The sequence below is a fragment of the Mycobacterium sp. IDUB_3 genome (genome assembly GCF_055419585.1).
In genome coordinates this window covers 511,102-531,841 of record NZ_JBVAXZ010000001.1, presented here as the reverse complement: position 1 = coordinate 531,841, position 20,740 = coordinate 511,102, and the positions used below count along the sequence as shown (strand labels likewise).

General features: G+C 68.3%; 20 protein-coding genes. 12 read left to right on the top strand and 8 right to left on the bottom strand.

Going from position 1 to position 20,740, the window contains the following annotated elements; all coding sequences use genetic code 11:
* The first annotated feature begins 26 nt into the window (after positions 1 to 26).
* The 4 genes from ACZYVJ_RS02135 (at position 27) to ACZYVJ_RS02120 (ending at position 5,419) form a co-directional block, all read left to right on the top strand.
* A complete protein-coding gene (locus tag ACZYVJ_RS02135; RefSeq protein WP_463829498.1) occupies positions 27 to 944 on the top strand; it encodes an undecaprenyl-diphosphate phosphatase in 918 nt (305 codons plus the stop codon).
* Between the two features lie 233 nt (positions 945 to 1,177).
* Positions 1,178 to 2,038 carry an SDR family oxidoreductase gene (locus ACZYVJ_RS02130; RefSeq protein ID WP_463829497.1) on the top strand — a complete coding sequence of 287 codons (861 nt, stop codon included), beginning with the start codon at positions 1,178 to 1,180 and terminating at the stop codon, positions 2,036 to 2,038.
* A gap of 44 nt (positions 2,039 to 2,082) precedes the next feature.
* Positions 2,083 to 4,488 carry a phosphoketolase family protein gene (locus ACZYVJ_RS02125; RefSeq protein WP_463829496.1) on the top strand — a complete coding sequence of 802 codons (2,406 nt, stop codon included), beginning with the start codon at positions 2,083 to 2,085 and terminating at the stop codon, positions 4,486 to 4,488.
* Positions 4,489 to 4,657: 169 nt separating this feature from the next.
* Positions 4,658 to 5,419: a lysostaphin resistance A-like protein gene (locus tag ACZYVJ_RS02120; RefSeq protein ID WP_463829495.1), complete on the top strand. Its 762-nt coding sequence runs from the start codon at positions 4,658 to 4,660 to the stop codon at positions 5,417 to 5,419.
* A 7-nt stretch (positions 5,420 to 5,426) separates the two neighbouring features.
* On the opposite strand, the gene ACZYVJ_RS02115 is transcribed toward ACZYVJ_RS02120, so the two are convergent.
* The 6 genes from ACZYVJ_RS02115 to modA form a co-directional block, all read right to left on the bottom strand.
* Positions 5,427 to 6,455 carry a zinc-binding alcohol dehydrogenase family protein gene (locus ACZYVJ_RS02115; protein WP_463829494.1) on the bottom strand — a complete coding sequence of 343 codons (1,029 nt, stop codon included), beginning with the start codon at positions 6,453 to 6,455 and terminating at the stop codon, positions 5,427 to 5,429.
* Positions 6,456 to 6,502: 47 nt separating this feature from the next.
* A complete protein-coding gene (locus ACZYVJ_RS02110) occupies positions 6,503 to 6,802 on the bottom strand; it encodes a GlsB/YeaQ/YmgE family stress response membrane protein (protein WP_406815589.1) in 300 nt (99 codons plus the stop codon).
* Positions 6,803 to 6,948: 146 nt separating this feature from the next.
* Entirely contained in the window at positions 6,949 to 8,016 is a 1,068-nt protein-coding gene (locus tag ACZYVJ_RS02105; RefSeq protein WP_463829493.1) for an alanine and proline-rich secreted protein Apa, read from the bottom strand.
* Positions 8,017 to 8,140: 124 nt separating this feature from the next.
* Complete coding sequence (locus ACZYVJ_RS02100) at positions 8,141 to 9,244, bottom strand: sulfate/molybdate ABC transporter ATP-binding protein (RefSeq protein WP_463829492.1); 1,104 nt, start codon at positions 9,242 to 9,244, stop codon at positions 8,141 to 8,143.
* Positions 9,241 to 10,038: an ABC transporter permease gene (locus tag ACZYVJ_RS02095; protein WP_463829491.1), complete on the bottom strand. Its 798-nt coding sequence runs from the start codon at positions 10,036 to 10,038 to the stop codon at positions 9,241 to 9,243. Before ACZYVJ_RS02095 ends, ACZYVJ_RS02100 begins: the two co-directional genes overlap by 4 nt.
* Before the next feature lie 8 nt (positions 10,039 to 10,046).
* Complete coding sequence (modA, locus tag ACZYVJ_RS02090) at positions 10,047 to 10,826, bottom strand: molybdate ABC transporter substrate-binding protein (RefSeq protein WP_463829490.1); 780 nt, start codon at positions 10,824 to 10,826, stop codon at positions 10,047 to 10,049.
* Between the two features lie 182 nt (positions 10,827 to 11,008).
* On the opposite strand from modA, the gene ACZYVJ_RS02085 reads away from it, so the two are divergent.
* The 3 genes from ACZYVJ_RS02085 (at position 11,009) to ACZYVJ_RS02075 (ending at position 14,227) form a co-directional block, all read left to right on the top strand.
* A complete protein-coding gene (locus ACZYVJ_RS02085; RefSeq protein WP_463829489.1) occupies positions 11,009 to 11,686 on the top strand; it encodes an SDR family oxidoreductase in 678 nt (225 codons plus the stop codon).
* Between the two features lie 52 nt (positions 11,687 to 11,738).
* Positions 11,739 to 12,656: an LLM class F420-dependent oxidoreductase gene (locus tag ACZYVJ_RS02080; RefSeq protein ID WP_463829488.1), complete on the top strand. Its 918-nt coding sequence runs from the start codon at positions 11,739 to 11,741 to the stop codon at positions 12,654 to 12,656.
* 185 nt (positions 12,657 to 12,841) lie between these two features.
* Positions 12,842 to 14,227, top strand: a complete 1,386-nt coding sequence (locus ACZYVJ_RS02075; protein ID WP_463829487.1) for an NAD(P)/FAD-dependent oxidoreductase — start codon at positions 12,842 to 12,844, stop codon at positions 14,225 to 14,227.
* 70 nt (positions 14,228 to 14,297) lie between these two features.
* On the opposite strand, the gene ACZYVJ_RS02070 is transcribed toward ACZYVJ_RS02075, so the two are convergent.
* Positions 14,298 to 14,726, bottom strand: coding sequence for a PaaI family thioesterase (locus ACZYVJ_RS02070; protein ID WP_463829486.1), 429 nt, complete (start codon positions 14,724 to 14,726; stop codon positions 14,298 to 14,300).
* A gap of 315 nt (positions 14,727 to 15,041) precedes the next feature.
* On the opposite strand from ACZYVJ_RS02070, the gene ACZYVJ_RS02065 reads away from it, so the two are divergent.
* From ACZYVJ_RS02065 to ACZYVJ_RS02045, 5 genes are all read left to right on the top strand, one after another.
* The gene (locus tag ACZYVJ_RS02065) at positions 15,042 to 15,461 is read left to right on the top strand and encodes a BlaI/MecI/CopY family transcriptional regulator (RefSeq protein WP_463829485.1); all 420 of its coding nucleotides are present in this window, start codon (positions 15,042 to 15,044) and stop codon (positions 15,459 to 15,461) included.
* A gap of 14 nt (positions 15,462 to 15,475) precedes the next feature.
* Positions 15,476 to 16,426: a M56 family metallopeptidase gene (locus ACZYVJ_RS02060; protein WP_463829483.1), complete on the top strand. Its 951-nt coding sequence runs from the start codon at positions 15,476 to 15,478 to the stop codon at positions 16,424 to 16,426.
* Between the two features lie 101 nt (positions 16,427 to 16,527).
* The gene (gene gndA, locus ACZYVJ_RS02055; protein WP_463829482.1) at positions 16,528 to 17,991 is read left to right on the top strand and encodes an NADP-dependent phosphogluconate dehydrogenase; all 1,464 of its coding nucleotides are present in this window, start codon (positions 16,528 to 16,530) and stop codon (positions 17,989 to 17,991) included.
* 52 nt (positions 17,992 to 18,043) lie between these two features.
* Positions 18,044 to 19,480 (top strand): GuaB1 family IMP dehydrogenase-related protein, encoded by a 1,437-nt coding sequence (locus ACZYVJ_RS02050; protein WP_463829481.1) that lies wholly within the window; start codon positions 18,044 to 18,046, stop codon positions 19,478 to 19,480.
* Between the two features lie 53 nt (positions 19,481 to 19,533).
* Positions 19,534 to 19,800, top strand: coding sequence for an acyl carrier protein (locus ACZYVJ_RS02045; protein WP_463829480.1), 267 nt, complete (start codon positions 19,534 to 19,536; stop codon positions 19,798 to 19,800).
* A gap of 140 nt (positions 19,801 to 19,940) precedes the next feature.
* Here the strand turns inward: ACZYVJ_RS02045 and ACZYVJ_RS02040 are convergent, their stop codons facing one another.
* The gene (locus ACZYVJ_RS02040; protein WP_463829479.1) at positions 19,941 to 20,558 is read right to left on the bottom strand and encodes a GNAT family N-acetyltransferase; all 618 of its coding nucleotides are present in this window, start codon (positions 20,556 to 20,558) and stop codon (positions 19,941 to 19,943) included.
* Between the last annotated feature and the right edge of the window lie 182 nt (positions 20,559 to 20,740).

Sequence of the window (20,740 nt, the reverse complement as noted above, 5' to 3'; positions counted from 1 at the left end):
GTCCGTCGTCTCATGGAGGCATCACTATGACCGCGCACCTGAGCTATGTGGAGGCCGTGGTGGTCGGCGCGTTCCAAGGCGTCACCGAGCTGTTCCCGGTCTCCAGCCTGGGGCACGCGGTGCTGGTGCCGGCGCTGGTCGGTGGGCGATGGGCGCAGGACCTCAGCGTGTCCGCCCCCAAATCGCCCTACCTCGCGTTCATCGTGGGCCTGCATGTGGCCACCGCTGCCGCCTTGCTGGTGTTCTTCTGGCGCGACTGGGTGCGCATCCTGACGGGGTTCTTCACCTCGCTGCGCCATCGGCGGATCCAGACGCCCGACGAACGGCTCGCCTGGCTGATCGTGGCGGGCACCATCCCGGTGGGCCTGGCCGGGCTCCTGCTGGAGCAGGTGTTCCGCACCACACTCGGCAAGCCCGTTCCCGCGGCGGCCTTCCTGTTGCTCAACGGCATCGCCCTGTATGCGGGCGAGGTGCTGCGCCGGCGCATCGCGCCCGCACCGGATGGGGCCGAGACGGCAGGCGCGGAGCCCGAACACGGCGACGAGGCCTCCGACCACCGGCTCGCCCAACTTCCCCTGCCTCGCGGCGTGGTGATCGGTGCGGCGCAAATCCTCGCGCTGCTGCCCGGCATCAGTCGCTCGGGAATCACCATCGTGGCCGGACTGTGGCGGGGCCTGTCGCACGAAGACGCCGCCCGGTTCTCCTTTTTGCTTGCGACCCCGATCATCCTGGCCGCGGGCGTGTACAAGATCCCGGAACTCTTTGGGCCGCTCGGCGCCGGAATCGGCGGCCAGGTGCTGGCCGGCAGCGTCGCCTCATTCGTGTGTGCCTATCTCGCCGTGCGTTTCCTGACACGGTATTTCGAGACCCGCACGTTGACGCCGTTCGCGATCTACTGCGCCCTGGCCGGCGGCGCAAGCCTGGTCTGGTTCGCCCTGAGCTGAACCGTCGGGCGGGGTGGGGCGCCCAATCCGCGATTGCGGCAATTCATTACACGAGCTTGGGTGAAATCGATTCATCAACTCGAGCGAATACTGGCCCTGGCGGCCGGTCATCGTGCGCGGGGCCGCGCGTCCGGCCAGCGCGGTCACCGGGGATTCTTGCGCGGGGCGACTTCGAGTGCTGTGCTTAGCCCGTCGTCTAGTTGACACCCGTCAAGAAGCTGGAGGGGACCGGAATGGCAGACACGGCTTCGATCGGCCTGAAGCTCCAAGGCAAGGTCCGCCAAAAAGTAATCGTGATCACCGGAGGCGCCCGGGGTATCGGGCTGGCCACCGCCACCAGGCTGCACAATCTGGGCGCCAAAGTCGCCATCGGCGACGTCGACGAGGTGCGGGTGAAGGAGTCGGGTGCCGACCTGGGCGTCGACGTCTACGGGAGGCTCGACGTCACCGATCCGCACTCGTTCTCCGACTTCCTGGACGAGGTCGAGCGCCAGCTCGGCCCGATCGACGTGCTGATCAACAATGCCGGCATCATGCCCGTCGGCAAGATCGTCGACGAGCCGGACGCGGTCACCCGGCGCATCCTCGACATCAACGTCTACGGCGTGATCGTCGGCAGCAAGCTGGCCGCGCAGCGGATGGCGCCGCGCGGCAGGGGGCACGTCATCAACGTCGCCTCGCTGGCCGGTGAGCTCAACATCGTCGGGCTGGCCACCTACTGCGCCAGCAAGCACGCGGTGATCGGATTCACCGACTCGGCCCGGCTGGAGTACCACGACGCCGGTGTGAAGTTCTCGCTGGTGTTGCCGACGTTCGTCAACACCGAGCTGGTCGCCGGGACGCCCGGCATGAAGGGGTTCCGCAACGCCGAACCCACCGAGATCGCCGACGCGATCGTCAAACTGGTGGCCCACCCCAAGCCGCGGGTGCGGATCACCAAGGCGGCGGGCGCCATGGTGGTGTCCCAGAAGTTCTGGCCGCGCCGAATCGCCGAGGGGCTGAACCGGATGCTGGGTGGTGATCACGTCTTCACCGACGACGTCGATGTCGCCAAGCGCCGGGCGTACGAGGCGCGCGCTCGCGGCGAAGAGTAATCGCGCACGAGCATTGTTCGCCGAAGGCGCGGACAATCGGGCGGGTGAGCCTCGAAACTCGAACCTCCGCGCCCACCGAATCTCCGCTCTCCGACGACGAACTCGCTCTACTCGACAAGTATTGGCGCGCCGCCAATTATTTGTCGGTCGGGCAGATCTACCTCCTGGACAACCCGCTGCTCACCGAGCCGCTGGCCACCGAGCACGTCAAACCGCGCTTGCTGGGGCACTGGGGCACCACGCCCGGGCTCAACCTCGTCTATGCCCACCTGAATCGGATCATCCGCAACCGCGATGCCGATGTCATCTACGTGACCGGGCCGGGTCACGGCGGCCCCGGGCTGGTCGCCAATGCCTACCTGGAAGGCACCTACAGCGAGGTGTACACCGGCATCGAGGAGGACGCCGAAGGGCTGCGCAAGCTGTTCCGGCAGTTCTCCTTCCCCGGCGGCATCCCCAGCCACGTCGCGGCGCAAACCCCGGGGTCCATCCACGAGGGCGGTGAGCTCGGCTACGCGCTGGTGCACGCCTACGGCGCTGCCCTGGACAACCCGTACCTGGTGGTGGCCTGCGTCGTCGGCGACGGCGAGGCTGAAACCGGGCCGCTGGCCGCCAGCTGGCACTCCAACAAGTTCCTCAACCCGGTCACCGACGGCGCCGTGCTGCCCATCCTGGCGCTCAACGGCTATAAGATCGCCAACCCGACGGTGCTGGCCCGCATCCCACACGACGAGCTGGAGTCGTTGTTGCGCGGTTACGGCTACCGACCCATCACGGTCGCCGGCGACGACCCGGCCGACGTGCACCAGCAACTGGCCGCCGCGCTCGACGACGCCTTCGACGACATCACGGCCATCCAGAGCGAAGCCCGCGGCGGCGGTCTGGCGAACCGACCGGTGTGGCCGATGATCGTGCTGCGCACGCCCAAGGGCTGGACCGGCCCCAAGGTGGTGGACGGCAAGAAGGTCGAGGGCACCTGGCGCTCGCATCAGGTGCCGCTGTCCGAGACGCACGACAATCCCGAGCACCGCGCCCAGCTTGAGGACTGGCTGCGCAGCTATGCGCCCGAGCAGCTTTTCGACGACAACGGCAGGCTGCGCGAGGAATTGCGGGCGCTGGCACCCAAGGGCGATCGCCGGATGAGCGCCAACCCGCACGCCAACGGCGGGCTGTTGCTGCACGATCTGGACCTGCCGGACTTTCGCGACTACGCCGTGGCCGTCGAGCGGCCAGCGGCGGGCACCCACGAGGCCACCCGGGTACTGGGCGCGTTTTTGCGCGACGTGATCGCCCGCAACCGCGACCGGTTCCGGCTGATGGGGCCAGATGAGACGGCCTCCAATCGGCTCGACGCCGTCTTCGGGTCGACCGACAAGGTGTGGCTTTCGGAGGTCGAGCCCGATGACGAGCATCTGGCGCCCGACGGCCGCGTGATGGAGGTGCTCTCCGAGCACCTGTGCCAAGGCTGGCTGGAGGGTTACTTGCTGACCGGGCGGCACGGCCTGTTCAACTGCTACGAGGCGTTCGTGCACATTGTCGACTCGATGATGAACCAGCACGCGAAATGGCTTGCCACCAGCCGGGAATTGCCGTGGCGGCGGCCGATCGCGTCGCTGAACTACCTGCTGAGCTCGCACGTCTGGCGCCAGGACCACAACGGCGCGTCTCACCAGGACCCCGGCTTCATCGACCTCGTCGCCAACAAGCGACCGGAGCTGACCCGCGTCTACCTGCCGCCGGACGGCAACACGCTGCTCTCGGTGGCCGATCACTGCCTGCGCAGCCGGGACTACATCAACGTCATCGTCGCCGGCAAGCAACCCGCGCTGGCCTACCTCGACATGGACGAGGCGATCGCGCACTGCACCCGCGGCCTGGGCATCTGGGGGTGGGCGAGCACGGCCACCGACGAGCCCGACGTGGTGCTGGCCTGTGCCGGCGACATCCCCACGCTGGAGACGCTGGCCGCGGCCGACATCCTGCGCCGCGAGCTGCCGGAGCTGGGTGTGCGAGTGGTCAACGTCGTCGACCTGATGCGGCTGCAGCCGGATTCCGAGCACCCACACGGCCTGCCGGACCGCGAGTTCGACGCGCTGTTCACCCGCGACAAGCCGGTCATCTTCGCCTACCACGGCTATCCCTGGCTGATCCACCGACTCACCTACAGCCGCACCAACCACGCCTACCTGCACGTGCGCGGTTTCAAGGAGCGCGGCACCACGACGACGCCCTTCGACATGGTGATGCTCAACGACCTCGACCGTTTCCACCTGGTCATGGACGTCATCGACCGGGTGGACGGGCTGGCCAGTCGCGCCGCCATGCTGCGGCAGCGGATGGTCGACGCCCGCCTCGCCGCGCGGATGTACACCCGCGAGCACGGTGAGGACGACCCGAAGATCGCCGGCTGGACCTGGGAGTCGAGCGAGCAGAACGAACGTAGTGAGTGATGGGAGCGAGACGACCCATTGGACCTGGGAGTCGAGCGAGCAGAACGAACGTAGTGAGTGATGGGAGCGAGACGACCCATTGGACTGGACGGCTGAGTGAACCGTGGAATTGACCGCCGGGTGACGCGAGCAATCCGGTCGGCGCCTCGGGCGCCGGTAAACTGATCGGATGCTTGACGCCACCGGGACAGCCGACAATCACCCCGCGGTGTCCCAGCTCTCGGCGCTGCACCGATTCCGGATCCATCTCGACATCGCCGTCGTCGTCGTGGTGCTGGTGCTGACGAACCTGGTCGCACACTTCACCACCCCGTGGGCGAGCATCGCCACCGTCCCGGCAGCGGCCGTCGGCCTGGTCATCCTGATGCGCTGGCGGGGCCTGGGCTGGGCGGACCTTGGCCTGGGCCGCGAGCACTGGAAGCCCGGCATGGGCTACGCGGTGGCCGCCGTGGCCGTCGTCGCGTCGGTGATCGCGCTGGGGGTGGTGCTGCCGGAGACCCGGCCGTTGTTCATGAACAACCGCTACGCCACGATCTCCGGGGCGATGATCGCCTCGATGGTCGTCATCCCGCTGCAGACCGTCATCCCCGAGGAGCTGGCATTCCGGGGCGTCCTGCACGGCACGCTCAACCGGGCCTGGGGCTTTCGCGGTGTCGCGCTGGCCGGTTCGCTGTTGTTCGGGCTATGGCACGTAGCCACGTCGCTCGGGTTGACCAGCAGCAACGTCGGCTTCACCCGGCTGTTGGGTGGCGGAATCGTGGGCATGATCGCCGGGGTGACCGGGGCCGTGCTGGCGACCGGGGCCGCCGGATTCGTCTTCAGCTGGCTGCGCCGGCGCAGCGGCAGCCTGATCGCACCCATCGCGTTGCACTGGTCGTTGAACGGACTCGGCGCGCTGGCCGCCGCGCTGGTCTGGCACCTGTCCACCTGACGCCAGATCAGACCAGCAGCACGGCCGCACCGGCGATGCGGCCCGCGCTCAGATCCGCCAGCGCCCGATCCGCCTGCCCGAGCGGATATTCCGGCGTCGTCACCTCGATGTGGTGCTTACTCGCGAAGTCCAGGAAGGCCCGCGCGTCCGCCCGGGTATTGGAGGTGACCGATCGGACCTGGCGTTCCTGGAACAGGTGACGCTGATAGTTCAGGGTTGGGATGTCGGACAGGTGAATCCCGGCGATCGCCAGGGTGCCCCCACGGTCCAGCGCTTCCAGCGCGGGCAGCACAAGATCACCCACCGGGGCAAACAAAATCGCGGCATCCAGCGGCACCGGGGACGGGTCGGCCGCACCCTGCGCCGACGCCGCGCCGAGCTCCAACGCCAGTTCCTGCGCCCTGGATCCGCGGGTCATCACGTGCACCTCGGCGCCTTGCGCCAGCGCCACCTGCGCGGTGATGTGCGCGCTGCCGCCGAAGCCGTAGAGGCCCAGGCGACCACCGGGCGGCAGCCCGGCGCACTGCAGAGAGCGGTAGCCGATGATGCCCGCACACAACAAGGGGGCCAGCTCGCTGTCGCTGTAGCCGCTGGGCAACGGGTGGGCGAAAGCGGCCGGCACCGTGGCGAATTCGGCGTATCCGCCATCGGCGTCCCAGCCGGTGTAGCGAGAATGGGGGCACAGGTTTTCGTCGCCGCGACGGCAGTACGCGCACACGCCGCAGGTGTGGCGCAGCCAGGCGATGCCCACCCGGTCCCCCACCCGGAATTCGCTGCCGGCCTGCTCACCCATCCTGACGACCTCGCCCACCACCTCATGACCGGGAGTGACCCGATCGCGGTGCACGGGCAGGTCGCCTTCGGTGACATGTAGGTCGGTGCGGCAGACGCCGCATGCGCGCACCGCCACCAGCAGTTCGGAGGGCCCGGGGTGTGGCACCTCGGCAGTGACCCGCTCCAGCGGGCCGGTGTTCATCGGCCCGGGCCGACGCACGCGCCAGGCGCGCATTGCCGTGGTGGTCACCGGTGGAGGCATCAATCCATCATGCCGCTAACCACCACGGCCGCAACGGGTTAACCCGATTACGTCCTGCGCACCATGCCGACGACCCAGAGCAGGAGGAGGGCTCCGAGCAGCGCGGTGAAGAAGGTGAAGATCAGGCCACCTCCCGCGGTGTTGACGAAGAAGCTCAGGATGAAGCCGCCGATCAGTGCGCCGACGACACCGATCACGATGTCCATCAGGATGCCGGCTCCGCTACCGCGGATGATCCGGCTGGCGAGCGCACCGGCCAAACCGCCGATGATGATGTAACCGATGATGCCGACGCTGGTAAACGTCGTCGATCGGGCCAGATATTCGGTAGCAGCAGTGACGTCCATTGAGGTCTCCTCGCAATCGCTGGCAAAGCCCAGCTATTTGCTGGGCTGTTATTTCGGTATACCCAGTTTGGGTCACGAAATGAGCGCGGAATTGGAGACGGTTGACCAGTCGGTTTCGGATGCGACGGGCCGGTCGAGCGGCCGCGTCAGGCCGAGAAGGTCTGCTGCGGTGTCGGTGTGGGCGTCGGGCTGACCTCGGAGGAAGCCGGCGCACCGCCGGGAACCGGCGCGGGCGCACCCGGCGCCGCCGGAGCAGCGGGCGCACCCGGCGCCGCCGGAGCAGCGGGCGCCGGTGCCGGCGCGCCGGGCGCCGTCGCTGTTCCCGGCGCGCCCGGTGCCGCGGGGGCTCCTGGGGCCGCGGGCGGTGTCCACGCCTGGATCGACTCGGTGAGCGCCTTGGCCGCGCCGCGGTCCACCGGGTCGTTCGAGGTTCCGAGCCACACCACGAACCAGCGTTGGGCGGTCCCGCCGTTGGCGGAACCGATGACGCCGGTCCAGATCTGGCCGTTGGGCTTGGACGCATCGCTGAACTTGACTTCGTAGTACGACGCGCTGCCGGTGCTTCCGTTGCTCCCGGTGAGTGGGGTGGCGTCCTGGTTGATCCGGGTGCCGGGATAGGGCATGAAGAACTCGCCCATGTCCGAGCCCAGCCGCACCGCGGCCTTGGCATTGTTGGCTTCCGCACTGGCGTAGAGCTTTTGGTCCAGGCGACCCATCACGATGCGGGTGTCGTTGGCGACCGCTGGCGGCTGGTCGGGCATCGGCGGTGGGCCGGTGACCTTGCTGAGCAGCGCCGAACCGTAGTCGAGGTGCGACGCGTCCGACTCCACCCAGCCGCCAGGCAGAACGTAGCTGAATCCCCCGACCGCGTTGGTGATCCGCCCGGCGTTCGGGTCAGCCGGCGGTGGCGGCGGCGCATTCGGGTCGACGGGCGGCGGCGGAGCCCCGTTGGGGTTGGCCGGCGGCGGGACCGCGTTGGGATCACCCGGTACCGGTTGCCCATTCGGTGCCTGGGCGGCCGGCGGCGCGTTGGTCGCCGGCGCCCCCGGCGGGGCCGTGGCCGTGGTCGGCGGGACCGGGGTCGGCACTTCGGGATCGGCGCTGGAAGTCGCCGGTAACGCGATGGCGACTGCGCTGGCACCGGTCACCGTGGTGATCGCCAGCGTCGTCCACAGTCCTTTGCGACGGGTCGAGGTCGGATCCACCTGCTCCATGGCGACGAACCTACCGTGTTACCGCTGTGACGCAAGGATGCATTGCGGACCAATGCGGTGCGGATTTACCGATGTTGCCAATGTGCAATCTTTTGGGGGGCCACGACGCCACGCACTCAGCGGCTCAGCGCGCCGCGGGGTGCAGCGCCACCTCGTGGGCCTTGACCGAGAACCACACTCGGTCCCCGGGCACCAAGTGCAGCTCGGATGCGGCGTCGACGGTGATCTCCGCGGCGAGGCCCGGGGCGCCGTCGGGCTGCTGTGCGCCGCGCACCAACACCGCCGGCCCGCGGACATCCATCTCGGCGACGGTGACCTCAATCGTGTTGCGGGGGCTGCCGTGCGGGCGATCGCGGTAGACGGCCACCGCCGTTGGCGAGAACACCGCGATCGCATGCCGGTCCGGCGAGAACGGTTCGCCGCTCTCCGGTGGCGCCGCATGCCAGCGGTCGCCGGACTCCGCGCGCAGCGAGCCGTCACGGTCGACGGTTCCGTTCACCAGGTTGATGCCCGCGATGCGGGCCGCGAAATGACTGCGGGGTGCGGTGAGAACCTCAGACACCGGACCGATTTCGGCGATCTTGCCGGCTTCCATCACCAGGACGCGATCGGCCAGGGTGAACACGTCCAGCAGGTCGTGGGTGACCAGGATCGCCGCGCAGCCGGTGCGGGTGATGACCTTGCGCAACACAGCCCGGATCGCCGCGGCTGCGGCGACGTCGAGCCCGGCCAGCGGTTCGTCGAGCAGCAACACGTCGGGTTCGGCCGCCAGCGCCCGGGCGATCGCGACTCGCTGGGCCTGCCCGCCGGACAGCTGTCGCGGTTTCCGGTCGGCGAAGCGTTCGGCGTCCACCTCGCTCAGCCAGCGCAGCGCGGTCGCCGCCTGCGCGGCCCGAGCCGGACGCCACCTCGCGCGCCGGCTGTGCGGTCCGAAGGCGACATTGGCGGCAACGCTCAGGTGCGGGAACAGCAATGCGTCCTGCAGCAGCAGTCCGACCCGGCGGTCGTGCGTCGCCACGTTGATCCCGGCCGCGGTGTCGGTCAAGACCCGGTCCCCCAGCCGCACCACCCCGTCGTCCGGACGAAGCAGCCCCGCGATGACATGCAGGACGGTCGATTTGCCCGCTCCGTTGGGGCCGAGCACCGCGAGCACCTCACCCGCGGACACGGAGAACTCCACGTCCACATGCCGGTCCGCGACGGCCGCGCGCAGCTGCAGTTCGCTCATGCTTGCCCGGCAACGGTCAGCCGTCGAGTGCCCAGGCCCAACACCACCAGGGCCGCTACCACCACCAACAGGATCGACAGCGCCACAGCGGCATTGGCGTCGGTCACCCGTTGCAAATAGATCTCCAGCGGCAGCGTGCGGGTCACCCCCTGCCGGGATCCGGCGAACGTCAGCGTCGCGCCGAACTCACCCAGCGAGCGGGCGAAGGCCAGCACTGCCCCCGACGCCACACCCGGCAGCAACAGCGGCAGGGTGACGCGCCACCACACGACGCTCGGACGCGCACCCAGCGTCGCGGCCACCAGTTCGAAGTCGGCACCGGCAGTGCGCGCAGCGCCCTCCAGGGAAATCACCAGAAAGGGCAGCGAGACGAAGGTCTGTGCCAGCACCACGGCGGTGGTGCTGAACGCGATGCTGACACCGGCGGCTTCCAGGTACCGGCCGAGCAGTCCCAGCCGGCCGAACGCGTACAGCAACGCGATTCCGCCCACCACGGGCGGCAGCACCAGCGGCAGCAGGATCAGGGGCCGCAGCAACCGGATCACGCGCGCGGCGCTGCGCGCCAGCACCAGCGCCATCGGCACCCCCAGTACCAGACACAGCATCGTGCTGGCGGCGGCGGTTTTCAGGCTCAGCAACAACGCCGTCCGCGACGACGAGCTGCTGATCAGCGACCCGAAATGCGGCCAGTCGACCTTGACCGCGATGGCCAGCAGCGGCAGCACCACGAAGACGGTGCCCACTGCCGCGGGGACATACACCCAGCGGGGCAGATCCGTCGGCGGCCGGTGCATGGGCGGCGTCAGGGTTTCGCGAAGCCGGCCTGGGCCAGGATCTGCTGCCCGGCCGGTGAGGTCACCAGGTCGACGAACTTCTGCGCCTGCGCGGCCAGCGGCGCCTCCTTAAGAACGCCGATGGGATAGACGTTCGCCGCGCCGGCGGCCTCCGGGAAGTTCACCGTCGCGACCTCGCTGCCGGCGGACTTGGCGTCGGTGACGTAGACCAGCGCGGCGTCGGCCTGGCCGCTGGTGACCTTGTTGAGGGCGTCCGTCACGCTGAGTTCCTCGCTGACCGGGTTGAGGCGCACCCCGGTGCTGTCCTCGACGCGGTGGGTGGCCGCCCCGCACGGCACCGGCTGCTGACAGGTCACCACGTTGAGCCCGGGCTTGGCCAGGTCAGCGAAGGAGCCGATGTTCTTCGGGTTGCCCGGCGCGGTGACGATGACCAGGGTGTTCGACGCGAAGTTCGTCGGGTTGCCGCTCAGCAGGCCGGCCTTGCTGACGGTGTCCATCTGGGCGGTGTCGGCAGAGGCGAACACGTCGGCAGTCGCGCCCTGCGTCAGCTGGGCCGCCAGGTCGGAGGAGCCGGCGAACTCGAAGTCGACGCCGACGCCCGGATTCTGGTTCTTGAACTGCTGGCCGATCTGGGTGAACGACGGCTTGAGCGACGCCGCGGCGAACACCATGACCTTGCTGCCGGATGTCGACGCGGTCTGCGAAGTGGGCGACTTCGAACCGCACCCGATCGGCCCCGCCATCAGCACCGTCGAAACCACAGCGGCCAGGATCCCGATCGGACGCATGGATGCACCCTAGCCCGCCGATGATGCGGTCCGCTCGGGGGTTGAATCGCCGCAAGAAAGTGGCGGCCGAATAGTTACGCAACTGATCCGCGCGTCGCACCGGCGAAAGTTTCGCCGACTAGCTACTGTCCAGTAACATATGTGGGAATTGATGCCATAACGCGCGTGAACACGAGGAGGTCATGGCAGTGGAGGTGCTGGTTACCGGCGGAGACACGGACCTGGGGCGCACGGTAGCCGAGAGCTTCCGCGATGACGGCCACAAGGTGACACTCGTGGGCGCGCGCAAGAGCGAACTGGAGATCGCGGCCAAGGAGCTCGAGGTCGAGGCGATCATCTGCGACACCACCAACCCGGCCAGCCTCGAAGAGGCCCGTCCGCTGTTCCCGCATCACCTGGACACCATCGTCAATGTGCCGGCCCCCACTTGGGAAGCCGGCGACCCACGCACCTATTCGATCGCCGACACGGCCAACGCCTGGCGCAACGCCCTTGACGCGACGGTGCTTTCGGCGGTGTTGACCGTGCAGGCCGTGGGCGATCACCTGCGCTCGGGCGGCTCCATCATCAATGTGGTGCCCGAGAACCCGCCGGCGGGCAGCGCCGATGCCGCCATCAAGGCCACGCTGTCCAACTGGACTGCCGGGCAGGCAGGCATTTTCGGCACCCGCGGAATCACGGTCAACGTCGTGGCGAGTGGGCGCAGCGCCGAGGCCGGCTATGACGGACTGTCCCGCACGCCGGCGCCGGTGGCTACGGAGGCCGCCCGGTTGGCGTTGTTCTTGACGACGTCGGCGGCGCGCCACATCACCGGCCAGACGCTGCACGTGAGTCACGGCGCGCTGGCTCGTTTCGCCTGAGGCGTAACGGGCGATCTTCTCCCGGGCGGGGCCGATCGCTACGGTAAATCTCGTGGCTATTCGACTCGGTCTGCAGATTCCCAACTTCTCCTACGGCACCGGGGTTGAGCAACTCTTCCCCACCGTCATCGCCCAGGCCCGCGAGGCCGAATCCGCCGGATTCGACTCGGTTTTCGTGATGGACCACTTCTATCAACTGCCGATGTTGGGATCGCCGGATCAGCCGATGCTGGAGGCCTACACCACCCTGGGGGCGCTGGCCACCGCCACCGAGCGAGTGCAGCTTGGCACCTTGGTAACCGGCAACACGTACCGCAACCCGTCCCTGCTCGCCAAGACCATCACCACGCTCGACGTGGTGAGCCAGGGCCGGGCGATCCTGGGGATCGGCACCGGATGGTTCCAGCTCGAGCACGATCAGCTGGGCTTCGAATTCGGGACCTTCACCGACAGGTTCAACCGGCTCGACGAGGCCCTGCAGATCATCCTGCCGATGATCAAGGGCGAGCGGGCCACCGTCTCGGGCAAGTGGTACCAAACCAGCGAGGCGTTCGCCAATCCCCGCTTCCGGGACCACATTCCGCTGATGATCGGCGGCAGCGGCGAGAAGAAGACAATCCCGCTCGCCGCGCGGCATTTCGACCACCTCAACGTGATCGCGGGTTTCGACGAGCTGCCGCGCAAGCTGGACGCGGTGCGACGGGCCTGCGAGGAGGTGGGCCGCGACCCCGCCACCCTGGAAACCAGCACGCTGATCACGGTGCTGATCGACGCAAATGCGAGTCTCGACCAGGTTCCGGCCGAGATGACGCAGCGCATGGTGGTCGGCACGCCGGATTCGGTCGCCGATCAGCTCAAGACCAAGGTGATCGACGCGGGCATCGACGGCGTGATCATCAACCTGCCCTTCTATACGCCCGGCGTCATCGAGGCGGCCGGCGCAGCGCTGCGTCCGCTCGTGGGACGGTAGGCATTTCGGCACTTCAGCGGACCGGTCGGCCGAGCATGACGAGTATCACCTTCGACGACCAGCAGTGATACTGGTGATGTGTTTGATTGCACATGTTGCCGGCTAGGTTTGCGGGTATTCGCCTGACTAGCGTGGTGGTTACTGCAGTCGCGCGTCCAGAAGCCCCCGTCAGGAGCAGCGGAAACATGAGCCCCCAGCCAGGTACCACAGCTGGACCGGAGCGCCGTCACCAGGTCGTCATCATCGGCTCCGGGTTCGGCGGACTGAACGCGGCGAAGAAACTCAAGCACGCCAACGTCGACATCAAACTGATCGCCCGGACGACACACCACCTCTTTCAGCCCCTGCTGTACCAAGTGGCGACCGGCATTGTGTCCGAAGGCGATATCGCGCCGCCCACTCGCGTGGTGCTGCGCAGGCAGCGCAACGTGCAGGTGCTGCTCGGCGACGTCACCCACATCGATCTGGAGGGCAAGTTCGTGGTGTCCGACTTGCTCGGACATACCTACGACACCCCGTACGACAGCCTGATCATCGCCGCCGGCGCCGGCCAGTCGTATTTCGGCAACGATCATTTCGCCGAGTTCGCGCCCGGCATGAAGTCGATCGACGACGCCCTCGAGGTGCGCGGGCGCATCCTCAGCGCGTTTGAACAGGCCGAGCGGTCTCGCGATCCGGAACGACGGGCCAAGTTGCTGACGTTCACCGTCATCGGGGCGGGCCCCACCGGCGTCGAAATGGCCGGGCAGATCGCGGAATTAGCGAAGGACACGTTGAGGGGCTCGTTCCGGCACATCGACTCGACGAAGGCGCGGGTGATCCTGCTCGATGCCGCGCCCGCCGTGCTGCCGCCGTTCGGCGAGAAGTTGGGTCAGCGCGCCGCGGCCCGGCTGGAGAAGATGGGCGTGGAGATCCAGCTGGGTGCGATGGTCACCGACGTCGACCGCAACGGCATCACCGTCAAGGATTCCGACGGCACCGTCCGGCGCATCGAGTCGGCCTGCAAGGTGTGGTCCGCCGGCGTGTCCGCCAGCCCGCTGGGCCGCGACCTCGCCGACCAGTCGTCGGTCGAACTGGACCGGGCCGGCCGCGTCAAGGTGCTGCCCGACCTGTCGGTCCCCGGCCACCCGGATGTGTTCGTCATCGGCGACCTGGCCGCCGTCGAGGGCGTACCGGGCGTGGCGCAGGGCGCCATTCAGGGCGCCAAGTACGTCGCGAGCACCATCAAGGCCGAACTCGGCGGCGCCAACCCGGCCGACCGGGAGCCGTTCCAGTACTTCGACAAGGGCTCCATGGCGACGGTGTCGCGGTTCTCCGCGGTGGCCAAGATCGGCCCGGTCGAGTTCAGTGGCCTGTTCGCGTGGTTCGCCTGGCTGGTGCTGCACCTGGTCTACCTGGTCGGGTTCAAGACCAAGATCAGCACGCTGCTGTCCTGGACGGTGACATTCTTGAGCACCCGCCGCGGCCAGCTGACCATCACCGAGCAGCAGGCGTTCGCAAGAACCCGGCTCGAACAATTGGCGGTGGTCGCTGCCGAGACCAAGCGGCCGGCGGCCAGGCGGGCCAGCTAGCCGATCACCGTTGGCGCCCCCAATGAGGGTGCCGGACAACGTATTTCGTCGCGGGCGGGCCGATGCTGAATCAGCCCTCGCGGATCTCGAGATTCTGCAGCCGCACCTGACCGCGGGCGACCACCCGGTCGTCGCCGTCGGTGATGGTGACCAACCACAACTGTTGGCTTCGGCCGCGGTGGATCGGTTCGACCTTGCCGTACACCATGCCCGAGCCGATGGAACGCAAAAAGTCGGTGTTGTTGTTGACGCCCACCACGTTTCCGCCGCCGCGGGTCGCCAGCCAGGTGTAGGCCGCCACGCTGGCCATGCTCTCGATCATCGAGCAGTAAACGCCGCCGTGGACCAAACCCATAGGCTGCAGCAGCTTGGGTGTGACCTCCAGCTGGGCGCGGGCACCGTCGGGGCTGAGTTCGGTGAATTGCAGCCCGATCTCGCGGTCGAAGGGTGCGGCGAAGTCCGGCGGGAGGATCGTTTTCTGCGGCTCTGGCACGTCCATGTGTCTACACCATGGCCCGGCACGGACGCTCACGGCGGATTCTGGCCCGGAAACGGCTGAGCCCCGTGCCTTGATGGCACGGGGCTCGCCGATCGAGTAGACCGGGGGTCGCTGCAGCCCTCAGGACTCTCGCACGGTCCGTTATCGCTCGACTCGATCAGCATAGGCAAGGCTGCCCTAAGTTCGCAAGAGGTATCGTTCTTCTTGTTCGCGGCGGCGGCGCGGTGGCCGACACAGTGATTTGTCAGCCTTCCGTACGACCGTCGGTAGTAAGCCGGAGTACGCTTGATTCGACGCTCAGGAGATGAACGAACTATGGCCAAACTGACCCGGCTGGGGGATCTAGAACGGGCCGTCATGGACCACCTATGGTCCTCGCCCGAGCCGCAGACCGTTCGCCAGGTCCATGAGGCGTTGTCTGCACAGCGCGACCTGGCCTACACCACGATCATGACCGTGCTGCAACGGCTGGCCAAGAAGAACCTGGTCTCCCAGATCCGCGACGACCGGGCGCACCGGTACGCGCCGGTGCACGGTCGCGACGAGCTGGTCGCCGGACTCATGGTGGACGCGCTGGCCCAGGCCGAGGATTCCGGCGGCCGCCAGGCCGCGCTGGTGCACTTCGTCGAGCGTGTCGGCGCCGACGAGGCGGAGGCGCTGCGGCGCGCACTCGCCGAACTGGAAGCCAATCAACGCAATAACTCGCCATCTGCTGGCGCTGCCCCGGAGGGCTGAGGGACACTTACAGTGTGTCCGCGCTGGCTTTCACCATTCTCGCGGTGCTACTGACCGGCCCGGTGCCGGCGATGTTGGCACGCGCGCGCTGGCCGCTGCGCGCTCCCCGCGCCGCAATGGTGCTCTGGCAAGCCGTTGCGCTGGCGGCGGTCCTCTCGGCGTTCAGCGCCGGTATCGCGATCGCCACCCGGTTGCTGATGCCAGGCCGCGACGGGCGGCCCACGACCAGCATCGTCGGCGCCGCCGACCGCCTCGGCTGGCCGCTGTGGACTGTCTACATCAGCGTTTTCGCCCTGACCGTGCTGGTCGGCGCCCGGTTGATGGTCGCGATGGCCCGGGTGGCCATCGCCAACCGGAAACGACGGGCCCACCACCGCATGGTGGTCGACCTGGTCGGAGTCGGCCACGGCGCGGCGCTGTCCCAGCCCTGCGCCCGCACGCGCGATCTTCGCGTGCTGGACGTGCCGCAGCCGCTCGCCTACTGCCTGCCCGGCGTGCGCAGCCGGGTGGTGGTCAGCGAGGGAACGCTGAGCACGCTCGCCGACGCCGAGGTCGAGGCGATCCTCACCCACGAGCGCGCCCATCTTCGGGCGCGGCACGACTTGGTGCTGGAGGCCTTCACCGCCGTGCACGCGGCCTTCCCGCGGCTGGTCCGCAGCGCCAACGCGCTCGGCGCGGTCCAACTTCTGGTCGAGCTGCTCGCCGACGACGCGGCGGTCCGCGCCGCGGGTCGCGCTCCCCTGGCCCGGGCGCTGGTCGCCTGCGCTTCCGGGCGGGCCCCGTCGGGCGCACTCGCGGCCGGCGGCCCCAGCACGGTGCTGCGAGTGCGCCGGCTGGGCGGCCGCGGCAACAGCCCGATGCTGTCGGCGGCCGCGTACCTGGCCGCGGCCGCGGTATTCGTGGTGCCCACCGTCGCGCTGGCCGTCCCGTGGCTGACCGAACTGGAACGCCTGTTCAACCTCTGACGCAGCCGGGGGCCGATCACCCCGGGCGCCCAACTGTTCGCTGTGCCACAGTGTCACCGAAAGCTTTTGACGAAAAGTTCTCCAAATTGAGAGGCGAAAACATGTCGGACACGCATTCGGATTCCACGACCGGCACCGCGCAGATCGGCGTCACGGGTCTGGCCGTGATGGGTTCGAACCTCGCCCGCAACTTCGCCCACCACGGCTACACCGTGGCGCTGCACAACCGCTCGATCGCCAAGACCGATGCGCTGCTCAAAGAGCACGGCGACGAGGGCAACTTCGTCCGCTCCGAGACGATCGAGGAATTTCTGGACGCGCTGGAGAAGCCGCGCCGGGTGATCATCATGGTCAAAGCCGGCGACCCCACCGACGCCGTCATCAACGAGCTCGCCGACGCCATGGAAGAAGGCGACATCATCATCGACGGCGGCAACGCCCTCTACACCGACACCATCCGGCGCGAGAAGGCGATCCGCGAGCGCGGCCTGCACTTCGTCGGCGCCGGCATCTCCGGCGGTGAGGAGGGCGCGCTCAACGGCCCGTCCATCATGCCGGGCGGCCCGGCCGAGTCGTACAAGTCGCTGGGCCCGCTGCTCGAGGAGATCTCCGCGCACGTCGACGGCGTGCCGTGCTGCACCCATATCGGCCCTGACGGCGCCGGCCACTTCGTCAAGATGGTGCACAACGGCATCGAGTACTCCGACATGCAGCTGATCGGCGAGGCCTACCAGTTGTTGCGCGACGGCCTGGGCAAGACCGCCCCCGAAATCGCCGACGTGTTCGCCGAGTGGAACAAGGGCGACCTGGACAGCTTCCTGATCGAGATCACCGCGCAGGTGCTGCGCCAGACCGACGCCAAGACCGGCAAGCCGCTGGTCGACCTCATCCTCGACGAGGCCGAGCAGAAGGGCACCGGCCGCTGGACGGTGAAGTCGGCGCTCGATCTCGGTGTGCCGGTAACGGGTATCGCCGAGGCGGTGTTCGCCCGCGCCCTGTCCGGCTCGGTGGCCCAGCGCAAGGCCACCACCGGGCTGGCCTCCGGTCGGCTGGGCGAGAAGCCAAGCGACGCAGCGCAGTTCATCGACGACGTGAGCAAGGCCCTCTACGCGTCGAAGATCATCGCCTACGCGCAGGGCTTCAATCAGATCCAGGCGGGCAGCGCCGAGTACGACTGGGGTATCACGCCCGGCGACATGGCGACGATCTGGCGCGGCGGCTGCATCATTCGGGCGAAGTTCCTCAACCGCATCAAGGAGGCGTTCGACGCCGACGCCGACCTGCCGAGCCTGATCGTCGCCCCCTACTTCCGCAGCGCCATCGAGGAATCCATCGACAGCTGGCGTCGGGTCGTGGTGAAGGCCACCGAACTCGGCATCCCGATTCCCGGCTTCGCCTCCGCGCTGTCCTACTACGACGCCCTGCGCACCGAGCGGCTGCCGGCGGCACTCACCCAGGGCTTGCGGGACTTCTTCGGCGCACACACGTACGGCCGCATCGATGACGACCCGGACAAGCGCTTCCACACGCTGTGGAGCGGAGACCGCTCCGAAGTGCCCGCGTAGCCGGGCGACACCAGAGGGCGCGAAGGGGGCATGAGTTGGTGGGGCGACTGCGATGAGGTTTCTCGACGGGCACCGACCCGCATACGACCTGACGTACAACGACGTGTTCGTGATGCCGAACCGCTCGGAGGTCGCGTCGCGCTTTGACGTCGACCTGTCCACCGGTGACGGCTCGGGCACCACGATCCCGGTCGTCGTCGCCAACATGACCGCGGTGGCGGGGCGGCGGATGGCCGAAACCGTCGCGCGGCGTGGCGGACTCGTCATCGTGCCGCAGGATCTCCCGATCACCGCGGTGCAGCAGACGGTCGAGTTCGTCAAGAGCCGCGACCTGGTTCTCGACACCCCGGTGGTACTCGGGCCCGACGACTCGGTGTCCGATGCGATGGCGCTGATCCACAAGCGTGCGCACGGTGTCGCGGTGGTCGCCTTCGAAGGGCGTCCCCTGGGTCTGGTGAGTGAATCGTCGTATCTGGGGGTGGACCGCTTCACCCGGGTGCGCGACGTCGCGATGACCGACTTCGTCACCGCCCCGGTGGGCACCGAACCGCGCAAGGTCTTCGACCTGCTCGAGCAATCGCCCATCGGTGTCGCGGTCGTGACGAACGCCGACGGCACGCTGGCCGGGGTGCTGACCCGCACCGGCGCCATCCGCGCGGGCCTGTACACCCCGGCCGTCGATGCGCGGGGCCGGCTGCGGGTGGGCGCCGCCATCGGCATCAACGGCGACATCGGGGCCAAGGCGCGCTCGCTCGCCGAGGCCGGCGTCGACCTGCTGGTCATCGACACGGCGCACGGGCATCAGGTCAAGACGATCGAGGCGATCCGGACGGTCGCGGGGTTGCAGCTGGGTGTGCCGCTGGTGGCGGGCAACGTCGTCTCGGCGGAGGGCACCCGCGACCTGCTGGGCGCGGGGGCGAACATCGTCAAGGTCGGCGTCGGACCGGGCGCGATGTGCACCACCCGGATGATGACCGGTGTGGGCCGCCCGCAATTCTCCGCTGTCGTCGAATGTGCTTCGGCAGCACGGGAATTAGGCGGCCATGTGTGGGCCGACGGCGGCATCCGGCATCCCCGGGACGTGGCGCTGGCGCTGGCCGCCGGGGCGTCCAACGTGATGATCGGGTCGTGGTTCGCCGGCACTTACGAGTCGCCCGGCGACCTGATGCGCGACCGCGACGACCAGCCGTACAAGGAGAGCTACGGCATGGCCTCCAAACGCGCCGTGGTCGCGCGCAGCGGGGCCGAGACGGCGTTCGATCGGGCCCGCAAGGCGCTGTTCGAGGAAGGCATTTCGACGTCCCGGATGGGGCTGGATCCGGCCCGCGGCGGTGTCGAGGATCTGCTCGATCACATCACCTCGGGCGTGCGCAGCACCTGCACCTACGTCGGTGCCGACAACCTGGCGCAGCTGTATGAGCGAGCCGTGGTCGGCGTGCAGTCGACGGCGGGCTTCGCTGAGGGACACCCGCTCCCGCTGGGCTGGTGACCCGACGGGATAAGGCTAGCCTTACCTAAGTATGGCTGCTAACGTTCTGCGCCATGACCTCCTCTTCCCCCACTTCTTCGTCCACGGTCACGCCAGAACTGCTGAGCATCCTGCGCGATGACCTCAACGTCGACCCGTCCCGCGTGACTCCGGATGCCCGCCTCGTCGACGACGTAGGCCTGGATTCGGTGGCCTTCGCCGTGGCCATGGTGGCGATCGAAGAGCGGCTGGGTGCCTCCCTGTCCGAAGAAGAGCTCTTGAACTGCGACACGGTTGGCGACCTGCAGGCCGCGATCGCCGCGAAACCTCGCGATGAGTGAACTGGCCGCGGGCTGCCCGGGACCTCGTCGGGCAAACTGGCGTGGACGGCCGAAGCCGAAGCGCGGCAACGCGTTTCGGGTGAGCTGATCGAGCACCTGGGTGCCCGCGGACGCCCTGGTCGCGCGCCCGACTACGGCGGCTACGAAGCCGTGGTCGGCGCTTCCAGCGCGTAGAGCGCCATGCGCCGGTTCGTCGTGTCGTGCTCGCCGAGGAACGTGCAGCCGGCGTACTCGCACAGCCGGCGCGCGGTGGTGTTGCGATGATCGGGGTCGAACATGATCCGCCGACACCGCGGCTCCATCGAGAAGACGCTGGCCACGATGCGGGGCAACAGCATCGGGCCCAGGCCGCGGTTCACCAGGTTCGGGTCGGCGATGGCGGCGTGCAGCCCCAGGTCATAGGGCTCGGCATCATAGTAGTGGGAGATCAGATCCTTTGCGCCCCAATATAGTTCGAGGTAGGCACGGTCTACGCCCCGGATGCTGCCGAGTAACGGCAGCGAATACGTCCCGTCCAGTTGGGCACTCAGGTGCTGGTGCCACCGGGGCGCCGGCCAGTCGTATTCCCACGCCTGCGCCAAGTGCGGGCGGTTCATCCACTCGGTCACCATGTCCACGTCGTCGAGCCGCGCCACGCGCATGCCGAACGGTGGATCGAGGGTGGGAACCGGTGGCCGGGGAATGCGCGCAACCTCGTCGGGAATGTCGGAGCGTTCGCGCGGGAGGACATGAATGGACGGCGTCTGAGCGTCGGACATAGTCCGCAGAGCCTACCTGAGTAAGGTTAGCCATACTTTAGTTGGCCCGCGTCGGCCGCCGAATTCGGTCGGGCGACCGCGGGTCCCGGGTCGGGCAGCGCCGTGCGGCCGCGGCCCGGGCTAGCATATGACAGCAAAGACGGACGCAACCGCGACCGCTCAGCCACCAGGCAGCGAAAGGA